Raw genomic sequence first — 19,997 nt, 5'->3', positions numbered from 1 at the left:
ATGGACGCCTCATCGCTTTTTAATCAGTTGGATGAAGATTTTCTTCAAAACAGACCATTTGTAGCCTATCGCAAACCCGCTGCAGACTCCATTAATTACCTTGCCCAGCAGGATGATGAGCTGCAGGTTACAGCAGATTTTACCGAAAGCGGATTTGTTTTTGCACCATTTTCAGCTTCTGAACAGGCGGTTCTGATACCTGGGAAGCCTACAATCATTGCCTGTGATCAGTTAAAGGCCGAATTACCCGTCGACTCTTTAGAATTAGTAATTTCTGAAACCGAAAGGCAACAGCATTTGCAGCTGGTAGAACGTGCCGTGCAAGAGATCAACGAAAGTTCTCTGCAGAAAGTAGTGCTTTCGCGAAAGCAAATCGCCAAAATTTCAGATAGTTCTCCGGTTACCTTGTTTAATAGACTACTGAGTAAATATCCGGAAGCTTTTGTATATGTATGGCATCATCCTAAAGTAGGAACATGGATGGGTGCCACCCCGGAAACCTTATTGTCGCTAAACGGATATAAATTTGAAACCATGGCGCTTGCGGGTACGCAAAGATTTGAAGGTGATCTTAAGGTTAGCTGGGGTTTAAAAGAGCAGGAAGAGCAGGATTTAGTGACCCGGGATTTGATCTCAAGACTGAAAACTTTTGACCTGAAAAAACTGAATATTCAGGAACGCGAGACCTACAGAGCCGGCAGTTTATTGCATTTAAGAACCTGCATCACCGGAAGCTTCAATCGGGGATCGCTTGATCTCACACAACTTATTAGAGCTTTACATCCCACACCTGCCGTTTGCGGTTTGCCTCGCCTGGAAGCGCAATCCTTTATTCAGAATCACGAAGGCTATCCGCGTGGTTTTTACACGGGTTTCCTGGGCGAACTAAATATATTGGAAGATCAATCAAAAAACCGCAATCGCCGAAATGTAGAAAATCTTGCTTACAAAACCCTGAACCCGGTTACGCGTCTTTTTGTGAATTTACGTTGTATGCAGTATAAATCTGAGGCAAGTGAAATTTACGTGGGCGGCGGAATCACTAAAGATTCTATACCCGAGGATGAATGGCAGGAAACTGTAAATAAAGCACAAACTATTGCCAGTATTCTCTAGAGCTTTTGCTTTGTTGTAAATTTGTTATGGAATTATTCTGATCTTTTCAGAGGCGTTCAGAAAATTCTCATTGCCTTAAATTTTACCGGCAGATTAATCTGTTTATATGAATTACTCAAGTATACCTATTGCCCAGTCTGTAGTTTTATTATGCCTTGAAAAGGGCGTTGACCATGTGGTGATCTCACCGGGTTCGCGCAATGCCCCGCTAACGATTGGGTTTACTCAGCATCCCGATATTAAAACCTACAGTATTGTAGACGAACGAGCCGCAGGTTTTTTTGCTTTAGGTCTGGCGCAGCAACTACAAAAGCCAGTTGCGGTAGTTTGTACTTCGGGAAGCGCGGTACTCAACTATTATCCTGCGGTTTCTGAAGCATTTTACAGCGATATTCCGCTGGTGGTAATTTCGGCAGACCGCCCCATTGAGCGTATAGATATAGGCGATGGGCAAACTATAAGACAGCGTAATGTCTTTGAAAATCATATTCTGTATTCTGCAAATCTGTATTCGGAGTTTGTTACCGAATTCAGCATTGAAGACACCAAATTCAATCAAAAACAGCGCGAGGCGACCAAGCATAATCAACAGGAGATCAACAAGGCTCTAAATGAAGCTATAGTAAATCAGGGTCCGGTTCACATCAATGTACCTTTTTACGAACCCCTATACAATACCACCACAAAACGTCTGGTTGATCCTATTTTGGTTGATAAAGAAGTCAAAATTCAGGAATTGCAAGCCGAGCAGGTTAAGTCATTTACCGCAAAATGGAATGCCGCAAAGCGGAAAATTGTTTTGGTAGGTGTCTTGCAACCCAATACGATTGAGCAGGAGTTTTTAGACCGCCTTGGCTCAGATCCCAGTGTTTTGGTTTTTACCGAAACCACTTCAAACCTGGATCATCCTAACTTTTTTACACGGATTGATAACATCATCGGCTCGCTTGATGCAGACGGATTTACAGCCCTACAACCTGATATTCTGGTTACTTTAGGCGGAATGGTGATTTCTAAAAAGGTAAAGGCCTTTTTACGTAATTATCAACCTGAAGAGCACTGGCATGTAGATCCCAAAAAAGCCTACGACACTTATTTTTGTCTGAACAAGCATTTTAAGGTTCCGGTAAATCATTTCTGGGAACAGTTTTTAGCCCATACGCAACCTCAGGATAGCGATTATCAACACTATTGGCTTAAAATTCGGGAGCGTCGCGATCTGATGCATAAAAAATACATCAATGAGATGCCTTGGTGCGATTTTAAAGCTTTTGATCTCATTCTTTCTCAATTGCGTCCCAAGAGTTTATTGCAACTGGGTAACAGTTCTACGGTGCGCTATGTGCAGTTATTTGATATTGACAAAAGCTTAAAAGTATATTGCAATCGCGGTACCAGCGGTATTGACGGTAGTACGTCTACAGCTGTGGGCGCCGCGTTGGGAAGCGGTCTGCCCACTACTTTAATAACTGGAGACCTTAGTTTCTTCTACGACAGCAACGGTTTATGGAATCAATACATACCAAAGGATTTTAAGATCATACTCATAAACAACAGTGGGGGAGGGATTTTTAGAATATTGCCCGGGGATAAAACTTCAAACGCTTTTGAAACCTATTTTGAAACCACGCACGACCTCGATGCATCACACCTTTGTGCCATGTTTGGTCTTGATTACTTCTATGCAGATTCAGAAGACACTTTGGAAAATGCCCAGATGGCCTTTTATAACCAGACCGAAAAGCCCTGTTTGCTTGAAATCAAAACGCCCCGTACCGTGAATGATGAAGTTTTATTGGGTTACTTTGATTACCTGAGATAAGTGTTGGATTAGGTTTTTATTTTTCTGTATATTTAAAGACCTTAAACTTAATTAATTAAAAATTCCACATTCTTATGAGCAAAAGAGATGAAATGATCGCAAAATATGCGGCTGATTTAAAAGAAAAATTAAATCATAATGCCGATATGGACTTACTTACCAAAGTTACTATAGGCTGTGGTCCTTCAATTTATAATAAAGACTCTTCAACGATCTCTGCGGGTAGCGAAAGCGAACTGGAGACTGTAAAAAATAATTTCCTGATCAAAAAGTTAGGTCTTAAAGATAGTCCGCAACTTATGGAGGGTCTTCATAAGGTTCTTGATGACTATGGGAAATCAAACCGCAATAAGTACCGTGCTGTAGTATACTATTTATTGACTAAGCACTTTGGCAAAGAAGAAGTTTACAACTAAATCTCTTCGTAATAGAATAACGAGCCGTCCTTTTTGGACGGCTTTTTTAGTTTATATGGTTTTCGACAAAGCCGAAGGACTTTAATCCTTCGGTTTTTGCTAATTTTGAGCTCTTAAAAGAAGAACTATGCTGGCATTAGGAGAATACCACGATTTGATCATAGACCGCGATGTGAGTCCGGGTTTGTATTTGCGTGACGAAGAGGAAAACGAGGTGTTATTGCCCGGTAAATACGCGCCTGATGGTTTTCAGCTTGAAGATCAAATACGGGTTTTTGTTTATCTGGATAACGAAGAACGCCCGGTGGCTACGACCTTGTCTCCTTACATACACAAACAGGGTTTTGCCTACCTCGAGTGCACCGCAGTTACTAAAATTGGAGCTTTTGTAGACTGGGGTCTTGACAAGGAGTTGTTCGTACCTTTTTCAAATCAGGCTACCGAAATGAAGGAGGGTTCCTGGTACATTATTTACCTGTACCTTGATGAGCAAACAAACCGTTTGGTGGGTTCTTCAAAATTCAAGAATTTCCTAAGCAATGCCGAAGTCACTGTTGAAAAATTTGATAAGGTAGATTTACTGGTCTCTCATTTTTCAGAATTTGGCGCTCACGTGATTATTAATGAAAAGCACGAGGGACTCATTCATAAAAACACCATATTTGAAGATATTCGGGTCGGAGATCGTCTTCCGGGTTACATAAAGCGTGTACGGGAAGATAACAAGATTGATGTCCTGCTTCAGCCGGAAGGCTACAAAAGTGTAGAACCTAATGCACAGTTTATTTATGACGAACTTAAGCGCAACGGAGGCAGCCTGCCTGTGCACGACAAGAGTAGTCCCGAAGATATAAATGCCTATTTCGGTATTAGTAAAAAGTTATTTAAAAAGGCTATCGGTAGTCTCTATAAAGACCGGCAAATCGATATTACCGATACCGGTATTCGCCTAAAAAATCAATAAAACAACTTAATTTTCGTTTTGCGAAAGGAATAAACTTCCTCAGGATAAATCAGGAGGTATTCATAAAATAAAACTTTATTATTTTGTGTCCGGCTCAAGATTTTATTTGCTTTTGACGGAGCTAAAAAACTTCAACTATGCAGCAACCCGAGTGGAAAACGGTTAAAGAATACAGCGATATTACGTTTAAGAAATCAAATGGTGTAGCGCGTATTGCGTTTAACAGACCTGAAGTGCGCAACGCGTTCAGACCAAAGACTACTTCAGAACTGCTCGATGCTTTTCACATCGCGCAGGAAGATACTTCGGTTGGAGTGATTCTACTATCGGCTGAAGGTCCTTCGCCTAAAGACGGCGTTTATAGTTTTTGCAGCGGTGGCGATCAGAAGGCACGTGGAGATCAGGGTTATGTGGGTGAAGATGGATACCATCGCCTGAATATTCTTGATGTGCAGCGCCTCATACGTTTTATGCCAAAAGCGGTTATTGCCGTGGTTCCGGGCTGGGCGGTAGGAGGTGGGCACAGCCTGCACGTGGTTTGCGATTTAACGCTTGCCAGTAAAGAACACGCGATTTTCAAGCAGACCGATGCTGATGTGACCAGTTTTGATGGTGGTTATGGTTCTGCTTATTTGGCCAAAATGGTGGGGCAGAAGCGTGCTCGTGAGATCTTCTTTTTAGGGCGAAATTATTCGGCTCAGGAAGCCTATGAGATGGGGATGGTTAATGCCGTGATTCCGCACGACGAGCTGGAAGCTACCGCATACGAGTGGGCTCAGGAAATTCTGGCTAAATCGCCAACTTCCATTAAAATGCTCAAGTTTGCGATGAATCTTACCGATGACGGTATGGTGGGGCAGCAGGTTTTTGCCGGTGAAGCTACTCGACTGGCCTATATGACTGAAGAAGCAAAAGAAGGCCGCAACGCATTTCTCGAAAAGCGTAAGCCCAATTTTGATAAAAAATGGATTCCATAGACGGGAAATTGGTTTGTTTCCGGTATTTTTAGAGGGCATACTAAATTGTAATCTATGAATGTGACCTTTACAAATGCTCCGGTTGACCTCGACAGTCTTCCGGATTATCAGGAAATTGCCTACACCAAAGTTTCGGTTAAACGTCTTTATAAAGTGCTTTGCATTCAGGGTTTTTTACTCATATTGGCCTTAATAGGACTTTTTTTACTGCGAGAGGTTACAGACGTTCCGTATCTCATACCGGGACTTGGAGCCGGGATTCTGCTTCTTTTTCTGCTGTTAATGGCCTATCAGTATAAATTGCAGGGTACTTTGGGTTATGCTTTGCGGGAGCGGGACATCGCCTACAGACGCGGTTTTATTTTTGAGAAAATAACCATTATACCTTTTAACCGCATTCAGCATATATCAACTTCTGCAAGCGCCTTAGACCGAATTTTCAAAATCTCAAATCTCAACATATTTACCGCAGGAGGCTCAGGGAGTGATATCGATATTCCAGGCCTGACTCCTGAGTTGGCCGCGCGTTTAAAAGATAAGGTTGCCAATCATATTATTGACGAAAACGATGCCTAAAGCCTTTTCACAGCCTCAAACACAGTCTAAACTGGGTATTGTATTCATCTTCCTTGGGCAGTCTGTAAAGTTTGTGCGCATCTTTGGTGCGGCAGGGATCTATTTTATTTTAAAAGGTTTTGAGGCCGAAGCCAGGCTAGTGACTATTGCGCTTAGCATCTTATTCGGAGTTTTACTGCTTTTGCTGGGGTTTAGTTATGTGTCATTCCAGCGGTTTCGGTTTCACATTGATTATGTCAACCGGGAATTCATTTTGCAAAAGGGTGTATTTAATACCGAAGTAATCAGTCTTCCGTTTTCAAAAATTCAGCAGGTTTACTTTAAACGTTCACTGTTGCAGCGTCTTATTGGTGTTTACAGTGTCATTCTTGATACTGCCGGAAGCAGTGCGCAGGAAATCAACATTAAAGCCCTGTCTGAGTCTGAGGCCCGGGATTTACAGAAAATCCTAATGGAGGAAGTAGCCGCTGAAAAACAGGAGGAAACTACAGTACTCGAATCTACGCAGGAACAAAACTCCAGGGAAGATGCCGTTGCTGTACATAAGCTATCCGTAATCTCTTTGCTCAAGCTCGGTCTGACCAGCAACTACTTCAGAGGGGTTTGGCTCATTCTTATTTTTTTAGGTTCGATCTATCAACAGGCTGGCGATTTTCAATTAATAGAAGAGTCTCAGTACCAGGAAGGAATACGCGGTTATCTGGAGGCTTACAGTAAACCAGTGGAATTGTTAGTACTCACAGCACTGGTTTTTGTGGGCGTTTTTCTATTGGGGATTCTCATCTCAAGCATCGAGATTTTTATCAAGTATTTTGATCTCACGCTAAGGCAAACTAAAGATTCGTTAGAGCTGGAGATGGGACTGAAAACCAATACCAAAATCAGTCTAAAACCCAGAAGGGTCCAGTTGATGCGTATTGTGACTAATCCTGTTCAAAAACGATTGAATCTCAACGAGGCACAAATAGCCATTGCGAGTAGTCGTGATGATCTTCAAAAGTCACAAATCAGCATTCCGGGAATGCAACGTATGCAGCTTGAACGCGTAAAAAAATTCCTCTTTACCTACCGTATGCGCCCGGGAAGGGTATTTAAGCCGGCTTTTATTCTGTACATAAGGCTGATTATCACTGCCGGAATTCCACTACTTCTAACTGCAATTGTAGGATCTATTGTAGTGCCTAATTATATGGTAGAAATTGGGCTGGTACTAGTGATTATTTACGGCGGATTGGTTTTACCCTATCAATTCTTTTGGTACCGTGCATTATCCCTTGAAATCACACCCGAATTTGTAATAAAGCGCAAAGGCGTATGGACGCAAAAAACCGAAATTCTGGAGTTGTATAAACTACAGTCGGTAACGGTTAGCCAGCCTTTTTGGTACAAAAGTAGAGGATTATACAACTACACATTTCATACTGCCGGAGGAGATGTTTCCTTCCCGGTAACTACTTCAAAAATGCAGCGTTATATCAATTATGCGCTGTATCGGGTAGAGATTGATAAAAAAGCCTGGATGTAAAAGGTTATCGGATCGTTGGATATTTCTCCGGATTTACCTCGTGCATAATCTCATAGATTTTTTCAAAAATATCTTCTGCGGAAGGTTTAGAGAAGTAATCTCCATCTGTACCATAAGCAGGTCTGTGAGGTTTAGCGCTTAGTGTTTGCGGAGCACTATCCAGATGTCTAAAGGCTTTTTGCTCATCAAGAATATGCTGCAACAGGTAAGCTGAAGCACCACCCGGCATATCTTCGTCAACAACCAGAATGCGATTCGTCTTAGCGATACTTTTTACCGTATCGTGATTTAAATCGAAAGGCAGTAGCGATTGAGCATCTATAATTTCAACACTGATACCACTCGACTGAAGCTCTTTTGCAGCTTGCTCTACCAGTCTAAGCGTACTTCCATAAGAAACGACCGTAATATCAGAACCTTCTCTGATAAGTTCTACCTGACCAATGGGTGTTGTAAATTCTCCGAGGTTTGAAGGTAATTGTTCCTTTAGGCGATAGCCATTGAGACATTCAATAATTACAGCGGGTTCGTCGCTTTGCATCAGGGTATTGTAAAAACCTGCTGCTTTGGTCATATTTCGAGGCGTGAGGATGTAAACCCCGCGTAAAAGCCCCAGTAAAGCTCCCATTTGAGAACCACTATGCCAGATACCTTCCAGACGGTGACCTCGGGTACGTACAATAAGCGGAGCTGTTTGTTTACCGTGCGTACGGTATCTTAAAGTTGCCAGATCGTCACTAAGTGTGGCGATGGCGTATAAAATATAGTCAAGATATTGAATCTCAGCTATTGGACGAAGTCCGCGCAAGGCCATTCCAATTCCCTGACCTACAATAGTCGTTTCGCGAATACCGGCATCGGCTACGCGTAACTTCCCATATTTATTTTGTAAGCCCTCGAGCCCCTGATTTACGTCGCCAATGGTACCAGTATCCTCTCCAAAAACCAGACTTTCGGGATATTTGGTAAATAGGGCATCAAAATTATCGCGTAAAACAATACGTGCGTCAACCTTTAAAGCCTCGCTGTCATATTGTGGAGCAACCATAGGTACTTGAGTTGCCTTGTGGTCAAACTCATTATACACGTGACTGCTGTAATTAGCCTGTTCTTTAGAAATATAGGTGTTCACCCATTCTTTTAGATCCGTAATGCTTTCGCTTTGCTCCTGAGCCACAAATCGTAGTGCTTTTCTAGCTGCAGTAAGAACGTCAGACTTTAAGGCATCCTTTTCGTCAGCCAGGGTCTTCTTAATCGGATTTATAAATTGTCCGTTGGCACTTTCATTAACCAGAGCTTCAAGTAACTTTAAAACCTTCTTTTTTTCTTCTTTTATTGGGTTTAGGAACGCATCCCAGGCTTTACGTTTGCCTTCACGCACACTGCGTTTTATCTGCTTTTCCAGTTCCTGTAACTCATCATCTGTAGCGATCTGGTTATCAATCATCCATTCACGCATCTTCACATTACAGTCGTTCTCGCGTTCCCACTGTAAGCGGTCTTTACTCTTATAACGCTCGTGCGATCCGGATGTGGAGTGACCCTGAGGCTGTGTTAGTTCGGTAACATGCAGTAGGACAGGTACGTGCTCTTCGCGAGCGATTTTACCTGCCTGCTCGAAAGCATCAACGAGCGCCGGATAATCCCAGCCTTTAACGCGAATAATTTCAAAACCGGCTTCGGTTTCGGAACGTTGAAATCCACTCAGGATTTCAGATATATTTTCTTTGGTTGTCTGGTGCTTGGCGTGAACGGAAATACCATAATCATCATCCCAGATACTGATTACCATCGGAACCTGTAAAACTCCGGCAGCATTAATGGTTTCAAAAAACATCCCTTCAGAGGTACTGGCGTTACCAATAGTTCCCCAGGCGACTTCGTTTCCGCTTTGCGATAAACCTTCCTGATTGATACCTTCCACATTTCTAAAAATCTTGGAGGCCTGAGCCAGACCCAGTAGTCTGGGCATTTGGCCGGCAGTGGGAGAGATGTCGGCACTGCTGTTGTATTGTTCCAACAGGTTTTTAAGCTTTCCGTTTTCGTCAAGGCTGTGGGTTCCAAAATGCCCGCCCATTTGCTTTCCGGCACTCATAGGATCGCAATTGAGATCTGTATGAGCGTAAAGACCGGCAAAAAAGTTTTCGATTGTAAACTCATCTATCGCCATCATAAAGGTCTGGTCGCGGTAGTAACCTGATCGCCAGTCGCCTTTTTTAAAGGCCTTAGCCATGGCTAGCTGCGGTACTTCTTTACCATCGCCAAATATGCCAAACTTTGCTTTTCCGGTAAGTACCTCGCGACGTCCAAGCAGACTGCATTCTCTGCTGGTAACGGCAATTTTGTAATCATTGATTACAGTAGCTTTGAAGTCTTCAAAAGAAAGATCTGAAATAGGCTCTGGCGTTGTTTGCATATAGATGATGTCGTTTTTGTAAAAGTACAGAAAAATCCCACTACATACAATTCAATAATTTTTTAATAAAATGATAATTTTTTAATAAAAACCAATAAAAATGATTTTTCATCAATGTTAGTGGTGAAGCTGAACTTTTTAATGCGATAATGTAAATTCTAAGCCTTTTACGGAGGATGCGCTGTAATGATTTAATTAAAGTGCTTAAAAAGCGTGTTTTAATACCATTTTCGGGTGAAAAGTTTCAGCATTGTGCGCAGATCAAGTGTTACAATAAAACGAATCTTCTGATCGTAATTGGGTTGCGCAATTTCCCAACCCTTAGAAGAATAGACGGGAAAAAATAATTCGAAGTAATCTTCCACAAGTACCGTACGTATACCGCTATCGTATAAGAAACGTGCCGGATCGCGCTCATTTTTAACCAAACCAAAATCAACGTAACCGTGTATAAAACTCCATATTGTAGTACTGGCGTTTACCGATGTAAGCCATTGGTTTCCAAAAGGAGTATCTAATTTAGATTTAAAGCCTCCTTCTGCGATAATAAGTTGTTGACTGTAAATCCCGGTATCTTCAGAGCGTCCGTAATAATTATAACTGAAAAGATAGTCTGTAGGGCGGTCCAAAGCAAAGCTGAAATAATCCCCTTGCGAGCGGGTGTCATTATAGAGGAAGGTACCTCCAAAAAATCGAAGATCTAATTGGCGGTTGTTCAGGAATACTCTTCTGTATTTAGCAGTCACGGAGAATTTGCTAAACTTCTGAGAAAGCTCAAAATCTGCATTATAGGTTAAAGCATTAATTACTCCAGGGCTGCTGTTTGTGTATTGAACGTTAAATACACTGTAGTTGGGATCATCATTCTGAATTACATTAGATTCGTCGCGATACACATTTATATTTCTTACCGTCAGATATTGTCTGCGGTCTGATCTAAAATCGGCCTCCCGAAAGGCAAAAGTCAGAAATGGACTAAAGGTTTTGTACAGCGCATCGGGAGCATACGATGAAAGCGAGCCTCCCGCACCAAAACGAATAGCAAACAGATTACCTTCATCCAGATTCTGCGTATAACTGAAACCGGCACTTCCGGTTAGCTGATTGGATTTAAGGCCATACTGCGGCTCTATCTTATAACTAAAAGGTTTCTGCAGGATGGTTTTGTTATACATCTTGGCTCCCAGCTTGAGTCCATCGTAAAAGTTGTATTCTGCAACTGGCATAAAGAATACCTGGTTTTTAGCCGGGTCTTCCAGATCCTGAAAGAGCTTAAATTGAAAGGGTTTATTGACTCCTAAAAAAGGATTGACTTTTTTATAGTTATTCCGTCTGTTAAATTCAGGTATAAAACCTTCCTCATTTAAAACCACCCGATCTGCTCCTGGAGCATAGATCACAGTGTCTTTTTCTCCAACAAAAGGCTCAACCCAGGTTTCCGAAATCACACTGTCTTTATACATCGCGTAAACCGGCACGGGAACTTTGGCTTTGGTTTTATTGCGTACCTCGATGGCGATGGAGTCGCCACGCCGTTTTACCTCATTAAATTTAAAATCGATGGTTTTGCGTGTACTTACAAAATCATCAAAAAACCAATCCAGATTCTTGGGAGCTTTTTCACGCAGAATGGCTTCAAACACTTTAGAAGAGGTAAGCTTCAGTTTATTTTGGCTGTAAAAAGCATCAATACTCTCTTCTATAATTTGATCGGAGAGGTATTCTGAAAGGTAATTGAAGCCACTTCCGGCTTTATACGCGTTGGCAATATTCTTATTAAACTTTATCAGCGAATCGCTTGGTGTGGTGAGTGGCTGATCAAGATTCATACGTGCCATATGCAAATATAACAAATTGAATTGCTCGTTAAATTCCATCTCCGAAAGATGAAATTGTCTGGCTATCCAATATCGGTTTAAGGTGCCCACCACTTTAAGATTGGGATAAAAATGATCCATATACTGCATCATTGTATACATCTTAATGGCATCGGCTATCCAGCGGTCTTTACGCGGATTTATGTAGAGCGTACGATCTACATAATTATCTATGGTTGTCTTTAAAATCTTGAGTTCGTACTTGAAATCTTCGGGAAACGGACTCAGAAAATCGGGGAGCTGATTGAGACCGTAAACAGGATTGTCGCGATAGTCAATAACCGAAATCACCAATTTTTCAAACGGATAATCGCCTAATTTCTCGGTTAGAAAACCGGTAATCTTATCGATGATGATGGCTTCACGCTCCGGAATGACCTTTTTGTCTTTGATATTGGTAACTATTGTAAAGGCATCAGTCTCGGTAATATCGAATTCTGATTTTTTCCGCAGGTAAATCGTAGTATTGTTGCGGTTGTTCCCTTCAAGATGTACGGTTTTAAACTGGGCATTAGCCGAAAACTCTTCAGGCTGCATATCGAGCTCATTGATCAATTGAAAATCACTCTGAAACGAGAAGTCAATTGATAAATCGGTAGGGGCCATATACAGGTCATCCAGATTTTTATTGCTGTAGTACTGCCATTCTCCGTTATAAACGGCAGGTGCAATAAACCAATATTTTAAATTATAATCCCCGTTATTTAATACGCCATAACCCGTAAACCTGCTGTCAGGTACGCGTATGTTGTAGTGCATTTTGATTTTCTGAGACTCACCGGGCAACAGAGGCTTGTTCAGATTTACCCGAAGTATATCTTCAGCATCTGATAGTCTTTTGAATTTCAGGTTTCTGAAATTTTCATCAATGACATTGTTAATTTTTGATGAACCCCGGTCTTCCTCTGGGGCCAAATGAAACCTTCGGTCGTAATTTTCTTCAAAGCGCAGTCCGAGCTGGGAACGTTTGGAAGCAAAACTATTTGCCCAGTCGTTAAAATAAATAACATCCAGGGTGTCTGAAGAGGTATTGACAAAAGTAACGTCCTGCTGAATGATTAAAAGCCGGTTGTCCTCATCAAGTCGTACCGAAATATCCAGTCTGTTTTGAGCTATTCCAAATTCAGGTAGCACAAGCAACACCAGTAATAACGTCAAAGAAAACGCATTAAAGGATTTTTGCATAGAACAGAAGTTTGGGGTTATCAGAATAACAAATGAGTTTCAGATTATGTATCAATTAGTATACCTAACGCAAAAGAAACGGCTTTGGTTTTAAAATTAAAAGTTTGGACTCAGTTTATATTCCTTGTAGAAATTGTTAAGCACCTCAAGAACTTCATCTTCGGTATCCACTAAGTATAACAAATCAATGTCGCCAGGACTTATAGTTTCAAACGAATCGCGCAAGGTATTTTTAATCCAGTCAAAAAGCCCCTGCCAGTATTCGGTGCCTACCAAAATGATCGGGAAACGGTCAATCTTATGCGTCTGGATCAGGGTGATTGATTCAAACAATTCGTCAAGCGTACCAAAACCACCCGGCAGCACCACAAAGCCTTGCGAATACTTTACAAACATCACTTTACGCACAAAAAAGTAATCAAAGTCAATGCTTTTATCGCTGTCGATATAGGGATTATCGTGCTGCTCAAAGGGCAGATCAATGTTTAATCCTACCGAAGTTCCTCCGGCTAAGTGAGCTCCTTTATTACCGGCTTCCATAATACCGGGACCGCCGCCGGTGATTACACCATAACCGTTTTCCACGATTTTTTCGGCGATAGCCACAGCCAGCTTGTAGTACTTTTGATCAGGTTTGGTACGTGCGCTACCAAAAATAGAAACACAAGGCCCAATACGGCTTAGTTTTTCAAACCCGCTTACAAACTCGCCCATAATTTTAAAGATGGCCCACGAGTCGTTTGTTTTTATTTCATTCCAGCCTTTTGGCTTACTTTCATTTCTCATAATTAGGTATTCTCAATTTTAAAGCGGCTCAATTTAATTCATTTCGAAGGAATTTTGCCGTGTAGCTCTTCTTATCTTTTGCGACTTCTTCGGGCGTACCGCTGGCGACGAGCTGTCCGCCGTTTTTTCCGCCCTCATAACCAATATCGATAATGTGGTCTGCCATTTTTATCACATCCATATTATGCTCGATGATAAGCATGGTATTGCCCTTATCGGTCAGTCTATTTAAAACATCCATCAGGATGCGTACATCTTCAAAATGCAGCCCTGTTGTGGGTTCGTCGAGAATGTAAAAGGTGTTTCCGGTATCTCGTTTAGACAGTTCGGTAGCCAGTTTGATGCGCTGTGCCTCACCACCGGAAAGCGTCGTAGACTGTTGTCCCAGCGAAATATATCCCAATCCAACATCCTGAATGGTTTTCAGTTTTCTAAAGATTTTAGGGATGTGTTCAAAAAACGGCACCGCTTCGTCAATGGTCATCTCCAGGACATCTGCAATACTTTTACCTTTATACCGAATCTCTAGCGTCTCGCGGTTGAAGCGTTTCCCCTGGCAGGTCTCACATTCCACGTAAACGTCGGGAAGAAAGTTCATTTCAATTACACGGAGTCCGCCACCTTTACAAGTTTCACAGCGTCCTCCTGCCACATTAAAGCTGAAACGTCCCGGTTTGTAACCACGTATTAACGACTCGGGGATTTTGGCGAATAAACTGCGTATTTCGCTAAAAACTCCGGTGTAGGTCGCCGGGTTAGAACGCGGGGTTCTACCTATGGGCGACTGGTTGATGTCTATCACTTTGTCACATTCATCAAGGCCTTTGATGCTTTTATACGGCTCCGGTTTTTTGACGCCGTTAAAGTAATGCGCATTCATAATAGGGTAGAGGGTCTCATTGATGAGCGTTGACTTGCCACTACCCGAAACACCGGTTACGACGATCATTTTGCCAAGAGGAAATTCAACATCTACCTTTTTTAGGTTGTTACCCGTAGCGCCTTTGAGCACAATTTTCTTACCGTTGCCCTTTCGTCTTTTCTCGGGAACAGCGATTTCCTTTTCGCCGTTTAAATACTGCGCGGTTAGTGTATGCTGTTTTAAAAGTTGTTTTGGAGTACCCTCGCTGATTATTTCACCACCGTGTTTACCCGCGAAAGGACCAATGTCAATTACATAATCGGCACGCTCAATCATATCTTTATCGTGTTCTACTACGATTATAGAGTTGCCAATATCCCGAAGCGAAACCAAAGAATTGATCAGCTTTTCATTATCGCGCTGATGTAAACCTATACTGGGCTCATCTAAGATGTACAATACACCCACGAGCTGCGAACCAATTTGCGTCGCCAGGCGTATGCGCTGCGCCTCACCGCCCGAAAGGGATTTGGAGCTACGATTTAGGGATAGATACGTAAGACCTACATCTACCAGAAACTGAATACGAGTATTGATTTCCTTTAAAATTTCAGTAGCAATTGCGGTTTGCTTTTCGCTTAAATGTTTGGGGAGTTCCAGAAACCAGTCTTTAAGCTCCAGAATATCCATATGCGCAAGCTCGGCTATATTTTTTTCGCGTACGCGGAAGTATAACGACTCTTTACGCAGTCGCGATCCTTCACACTCGGGGCAAACCACTTTTTCCATGTATTCTTTCGCCCAGCGTTTCAGGGATGCCGAATCATTCTTATGATAGGTGCTTTCTATAAAGTTAGCTACCCCTTCAAAATCAATTTTATAATTGCGGCTAACTCCCAGGGTTTTAGATTCTACGGTAAATTTTTCATTTCCGCCATACAGAATCATATCCATCGCCTCCTTTGGGATGTCTTTTATGGGATCAGTCAATTTAAAGTCGAAGCGCTGCGCGATGATCTCTAATTGTTTGAAAATCCAGTTGCTTTTTTGGTTTCCATGAGGGGCAAGGCCGCCACCCTTTATTGAAAGTTCAGGGTCCGGAATAATCTTATCTACATTCACCACGCGCAACGTACCAATACCATTACATTTTGGGCAGGCACCTTTGGGTGAATTGAAGGAAAAATTATTTGGTTCGGGGTTGGGATAAGATATTCCTGAAGTAGGACACATGAGGCTACGGCTGAAATAACGACCCTCATTGGTATCGTGATCAAGCACCATCATCACATCTTCCCCGTGATACATCGCGGTATTGATGGTTTCCAGGATGCGCTTGTCAATATCCTGATTGTCTTCGATTTTTAAACGGTCAATTACAATCTCAATATCGTGGGTTTTGTAGCGGTCAATTTTCATGCCCTTTACAATATCGCGCACTTCACCGTCTACACGAACTTTCACAAAGCCCTGTTTGGCGATTTGCTCAAAAAGTTCGCGATAATGACCTTTACGGCTGCGAATAACCGGTGCCAGCACATTGATGCGTTTGCCCTGATATTCGGTTTTGATAAGATCTTTTATTTGCTCATCGCTGTAGCTTACCATTTTCTCGCCGGTCTCGTAACTGTACGCGTCACTGGCGCGCGAGTAGAGCAGGCGTAAAAAGTCGTAAATCTCGGTTATGGTACCTACGGTAGAGCGCGGACTTTTACTGGTTGTTTTTTGCTCAATTGCAATAACGGGGGAGAGCCCCTGAATTTTATCAACATCAGGTCGCTCGAGTCCGCCTAAAAACTGGCGGGCGTATGCTGAGAATGTTTCGATATAGCGGCGTTGCCCTTCGGCATAAATGGTGTCAAAGGCCAGCGAACTCTTTCCACTGCCCGATAAACCGGTTATCACCACTAATTTTTCCCGCGGAATCTGTACATCGATATTTTTAAGATTATGGGCGCGGGCACCATAAACCTCAATATATTCTTGTGTTTCTGCCATTTTCTTTTTCAAGTGTGCAAAGGTACTGTAATTGCGTGAAATTTAGTAGTCAACCCCAAACGGACTTAGTAGAAATCCGTGTTACGAATAGGTTAAAAATGTAGTTTAAATAGAAACCTCGTAGTTGCTGAGCATTTCTGCAATAACCTGTTCGGTTTTAGAGAAATTTTTCCGGTTTCTGAGGGATTTGTCTTTGAGTTTTTCAAAAGATTTAGTGATGCTTCCATCCTGATAAGCTTCCGGAATTACCGGATGCACATAGTAGTCACGGCACACACTGCGGGTATTGCCTAATCCCTCTGCTGTAGCATCGTAAGCTGTGATCAGGTTTTTGGCGTTTTGCTTTTCGTCCTCGACGTAACCCAAATCTCTGAGTGATTCAAAAAAGATCTTGGTCGCCGCCCAGGTTCTGAAGTCTTTTGCCGAAAACAGGTCGCCGCTCAGCTCGTGAATGTACTCATTAACCATCCCGCTGTCGATGTGATCTTTGTTTCCGTTTTCGTCATAAAACTGAAACAACTCCCAGCCGGGTATGTCTTCACATTGATTGACCAGCTCAATGAGTTGCTCGTCAGTAATAGCGATGTCGTGCTCCTTTCCTTTTTTACCTACAAACTTAAAACGCATTCCGCTTTCAGTGGTTTTTACGTGCCGGGTGCGCAGGGTTGAAAGTCCGTAGGTCTCATTATGCTTGGCATAATAGGCGTTGCCCACGCGTATATGTGTTTCTTCCATAAGCCGAATGACCAGTGCAAGGACTTTACGCCGCGTCATTTCGGGATCATCAAGATCAGCATCAACCTGTTTACGCAGTTGGGGTAAAACATTGGCAAAAGCAGCGAGTTTTAAGAATTTCGTTTCGTTGCGCAACTTATTCCAGCTCTCGTGATAGAGGTAGACTTTACGGTCTTTTTCGTCACGACCTACCGCCTGTAAATGTCCGTTTTCAGGTTCTGAGATCAGTACATCCTGCCAGGCCGGCGGAATCACCAGCTTTTTTATACGCTGCAACAGCGGCTTTGACTTTATGGTAATATCATTTTTGCAATAGCGAAAACCCTTGCCGTGCTTTTTACGGCAAATGGTAAGGTGCTCATCGGTCACGTAAATGAGATTGGCAAGTTTGGCAGCCTCTTGCGGGCTGTCGAGAATCTCCTGAAGTGTATCTTGGGTAATGGTCATAACCCAAATATAGCATCAATTAAAGCCTTGTCTTACTAATGAAATGATAATAAAACCCGCTCTTCTGCCAAGAAACTGTGAAATAACTTTCAGTAAAATTGAAAGTTGAGGTCTGATCATTTAGGCTAAAAATGAAAATACCCAAAGCACGAGTTGTGACTTCGGGTATTAGCATTGATGGTTAGCGTAAGCCTAAGTTAGTCAAAATAACTAAAACTCTGACCGTCTTTAATTTTAAGTACGCTTTCATAAATCATCTTAATCACATTTTCCACATCATCGCGATGCACCATTTCTACTGTAGTATGCATATATCGTAGTGGTAAACTAATCAAGGCTGAAGGTACACCGCCGTTGCTGTATGCAAAAGCATCTGTATCTGTACCGGTGGCACGGCTACAGGCAGCACGTTGAAACGGAATATTTTTCTCTTCGGCAGTCTCAATAATCAGATCGCGCAGCTTCTGCTGAATTGCTGGTGCATAAGAAATAACAGGACCATCGCCTATAGCAGCGTGGCCGTTAGTTTTCTTCTCGATCATTGGGGTAGTGGTGTCGTGGGTCACATCGGTTACGATGGCCACGTTCGGTTTAATGGTCTGGGTAATCATTTCCGCTCCGCGAAGACCTATTTCTTCCTGTACCGAATTGACCACATAGAGGCCAAAATCTAATTTATTGCCGTTTTCTTTGATTAAACGGGCTACTTCAGCAATCATAAAGCCACCCATACGGTTATCTAGCGCGCGGCAAACAAATTTATTTTTATTGAGGATGGTGAACGTATCCGGGTAGGTAATCACACAACCTACGTGAACGCCCAATTCTTCTACTTCCTTTTTGGTTTTGCATCCGGTGTCGATGAAGATATTGTCCTGTTTTGGAGCTTTCTCATCGCTTTTGTCGCGGGTGTGAATTGCCGGCCAGCCAAAAACGCCTTTTACGATTCCGTTTTTAGTGTGAATGTTAACCAGCTTTGATGGGGCAATCTGATGATCGCTACCGCCGTTACGTATTACGTAGATCAAACCATCGTCTGTAATGTAGTTTACATACCAGGAGATTTCATCAGCGTGACCTTCAATCACCACTTTGTATTTTGCGTCCGGGTTGATAACACCTACCGCTGTACCGTAGTTATCGGTGATAAATGTGTCTACGTAGGGCTTCAGGTATTCCATCCATATTTTCTGGCCTTCCCACTCGTATCCGGTAGGAGCGGCGTTATTGAGATAGGATTCTAAAAAGTCGAGGGACTTATCGTTTAAAATGCTTTTTGACATAATTTCAATTTTGTACGAAAGTAAGAATATTCATGCCAAAAGCATAAAGCAATCTGAGCGATTGTGTACTTTTGGAATGGTTTTCGATCTAATTAGTGAAAAGGAAAATTTGAAGAATTCTATATACATACTTTTTCTGCTTTTAGGCCTTGTTACAAGTGCTCAGACGACACCTCCAGAAGTTGAAACCGATACGGTTGAACCGCTTTATTATTATGTGGAAGGTGACAGTATTGCACGCTCAGCGATCTTTCTGGATGATGTGGTGGTGCTTGCACGTTTGAAGTTTAGCGACAACGATGCCAGACGCAGGTATTTGATTTTAAGACGCAAAACCCGAAAAGTTTGGCCCTATGCAAAACTGGCAGGTGAACGACTGGTGGAGCTTAATGCCCGGCTGGATGCAATGAAATCTAAGCGTGACAAAAAGCGCTACACCAAGATTATTCAGCGGTATGTGGAAGATGAGTTTAAAGAAGAACTTAAGAAATTGACCCGCACCGAAGGTCAGATTTTAGTAAAATTGATGTACCGTCAAACCGGTCAGACTACTTTTGAGCTGATCAAAAACTACCGAAGTGGTTTAAAAGCATTTTTGCTAAATACAACGGCCAGCTTTTTTGATATTTCGCTTAAAGAAATCTACGATCCGGTTAATGTGGAAGAGGATTACCTCATTGAAGACATTTTACAACGATCTTTTCGCGATAAGATACTAGAGCCTCAGGATCCGGCGATTGAATTGAATTTTCTGGAGTTGACCAATAAATGGTATAAAGCTAAGCCGAAGCAAGGTATTGATTGATGAAGCGTATCTTAAAAGAGAACTGGCTTTATATCGTCGCAGCACTCATCACCTTGTTTGGCCTGATAACCGGCAAGTATTTCTTCCTGTTTTTCGTGATTCCATTCGGATTCAATTTCTTTAAAAGCGATAAAAAAGACAAAGATGCCTGAATTTAAAGTCTGAGCGCCATTTCTCACATTCCGTTTTTAAACTCGCCCAGGCGTT

At 42.3% G+C, this 19,997-nt stretch carries 15 protein-coding genes; 9 read left to right on the top strand and 6 right to left on the bottom strand.

Translation table 11 applies throughout. The features are described from left to right. The 7 genes from CJ305_RS05455 to CJ305_RS05425 all read left to right on the top strand — a co-directional run bounded on the left by CJ305_RS05455 (position 1) and on the right by CJ305_RS05425 (position 7,396). Positions 1-1,116 (top strand): chorismate-binding protein, encoded by a 1,116-nt coding sequence (locus CJ305_RS05455; RefSeq protein ID WP_099645235.1) that lies wholly within the window; start codon positions 1-3, stop codon positions 1,114-1,116. A 106-nt stretch (positions 1,117-1,222) separates the two neighbouring features. After that, the gene (menD, locus tag CJ305_RS05450; RefSeq protein ID WP_099645234.1) at positions 1,223-2,938 is read left to right on the top strand and encodes a 2-succinyl-5-enolpyruvyl-6-hydroxy-3-cyclohexene-1-carboxylic-acid synthase; all 1,716 of its coding nucleotides are present in this window, start codon (positions 1,223-1,225) and stop codon (positions 2,936-2,938) included. Between the two features lie 74 nt (positions 2,939-3,012). Next, complete coding sequence (locus CJ305_RS05445) at positions 3,013-3,354, top strand: DUF2853 family protein (RefSeq protein ID WP_099645233.1); 342 nt, start codon at positions 3,013-3,015, stop codon at positions 3,352-3,354. Between the two features lie 127 nt (positions 3,355-3,481). Next, complete coding sequence (locus CJ305_RS05440; RefSeq protein WP_099645232.1) at positions 3,482-4,318, top strand: CvfB family protein; 837 nt, start codon at positions 3,482-3,484, stop codon at positions 4,316-4,318. Positions 4,319-4,455: 137 nt separating this feature from the next. Then, positions 4,456-5,295, top strand: a complete 840-nt coding sequence (locus CJ305_RS05435; protein ID WP_099645231.1) for a 1,4-dihydroxy-2-naphthoyl-CoA synthase — start codon at positions 4,456-4,458, stop codon at positions 5,293-5,295. 54 nt (positions 5,296-5,349) lie between these two features. Continuing rightward, complete coding sequence (locus CJ305_RS05430) at positions 5,350-5,871, top strand: PH domain-containing protein (RefSeq protein WP_099645230.1); 522 nt, start codon at positions 5,350-5,352, stop codon at positions 5,869-5,871. Further along, positions 5,864-7,396, top strand: a complete 1,533-nt coding sequence (locus tag CJ305_RS05425) for a PH domain-containing protein (protein ID WP_099645229.1) — start codon at positions 5,864-5,866, stop codon at positions 7,394-7,396. Before CJ305_RS05430 ends, CJ305_RS05425 begins: the two co-directional genes overlap by 8 nt. Positions 7,397-7,400: 4 nt before the next feature. On the opposite strand, the gene CJ305_RS05420 is transcribed toward CJ305_RS05425, so the two are convergent. The 6 genes from CJ305_RS05420 to CJ305_RS05395 form a co-directional block, all read right to left on the bottom strand. Then, on the bottom strand, positions 7,401-9,812 hold the full coding sequence (locus tag CJ305_RS05420) for an alpha-ketoacid dehydrogenase subunit alpha/beta (RefSeq protein ID WP_099645228.1): 2,412 nt from the start codon (positions 9,810-9,812) through the stop codon (positions 7,401-7,403). Between the two features lie 218 nt (positions 9,813-10,030). Next, on the bottom strand, positions 10,031-12,874 hold the full coding sequence (locus CJ305_RS05415; RefSeq protein ID WP_099645227.1) for a gluzincin family metallopeptidase: 2,844 nt from the start codon (positions 12,872-12,874) through the stop codon (positions 10,031-10,033). A 96-nt stretch (positions 12,875-12,970) separates the two neighbouring features. After that, positions 12,971-13,660 carry an LOG family protein gene (locus CJ305_RS05410; protein WP_099645226.1) on the bottom strand — a complete coding sequence of 230 codons (690 nt, stop codon included), beginning with the start codon at positions 13,658-13,660 and terminating at the stop codon, positions 12,971-12,973. Positions 13,661-13,688: 28 nt separating this feature from the next. Beyond that, positions 13,689-16,520 (bottom strand): excinuclease ABC subunit UvrA, encoded by a 2,832-nt coding sequence (gene uvrA / locus CJ305_RS05405; RefSeq protein WP_099645225.1) that lies wholly within the window; start codon positions 16,518-16,520, stop codon positions 13,689-13,691. Positions 16,521-16,625: 105 nt separating this feature from the next. After that, the gene (locus CJ305_RS05400) at positions 16,626-17,702 is read right to left on the bottom strand and encodes a DNA topoisomerase IB (protein WP_099645224.1); all 1,077 of its coding nucleotides are present in this window, start codon (positions 17,700-17,702) and stop codon (positions 16,626-16,628) included. A gap of 197 nt (positions 17,703-17,899) precedes the next feature. Further along, the gene (locus tag CJ305_RS05395) at positions 17,900-18,985 is read right to left on the bottom strand and encodes a M42 family metallopeptidase (RefSeq protein WP_449543896.1); all 1,086 of its coding nucleotides are present in this window, start codon (positions 18,983-18,985) and stop codon (positions 17,900-17,902) included. 76 nt (positions 18,986-19,061) lie between these two features. Between CJ305_RS05395 and CJ305_RS05390 the strand changes: the two genes are divergently transcribed. Further along, the gene (locus tag CJ305_RS05390; protein ID WP_099645465.1) at positions 19,062-19,790 is read left to right on the top strand and encodes a DUF4294 domain-containing protein; all 729 of its coding nucleotides are present in this window, start codon (positions 19,062-19,064) and stop codon (positions 19,788-19,790) included. Beyond that, the gene (locus CJ305_RS19435) at positions 19,790-19,942 is read left to right on the top strand and encodes a hypothetical protein (RefSeq protein ID WP_189319393.1); all 153 of its coding nucleotides are present in this window, start codon (positions 19,790-19,792) and stop codon (positions 19,940-19,942) included. Before CJ305_RS05390 ends, CJ305_RS19435 begins: the two co-directional genes overlap by 1 nt. The last annotated feature ends 55 nt before the right edge of the window (positions 19,943-19,997 follow it).

The organism is Leeuwenhoekiella nanhaiensis (assembly GCF_002744755.1).
Lineage (GTDB): Bacteria > Bacteroidota > Bacteroidia > Flavobacteriales > Flavobacteriaceae > Leeuwenhoekiella > Leeuwenhoekiella nanhaiensis.
The sequence above is the reverse complement of the archived record's forward strand: the minus strand, read 5'-3'. Positions and strand labels throughout refer to the sequence as shown.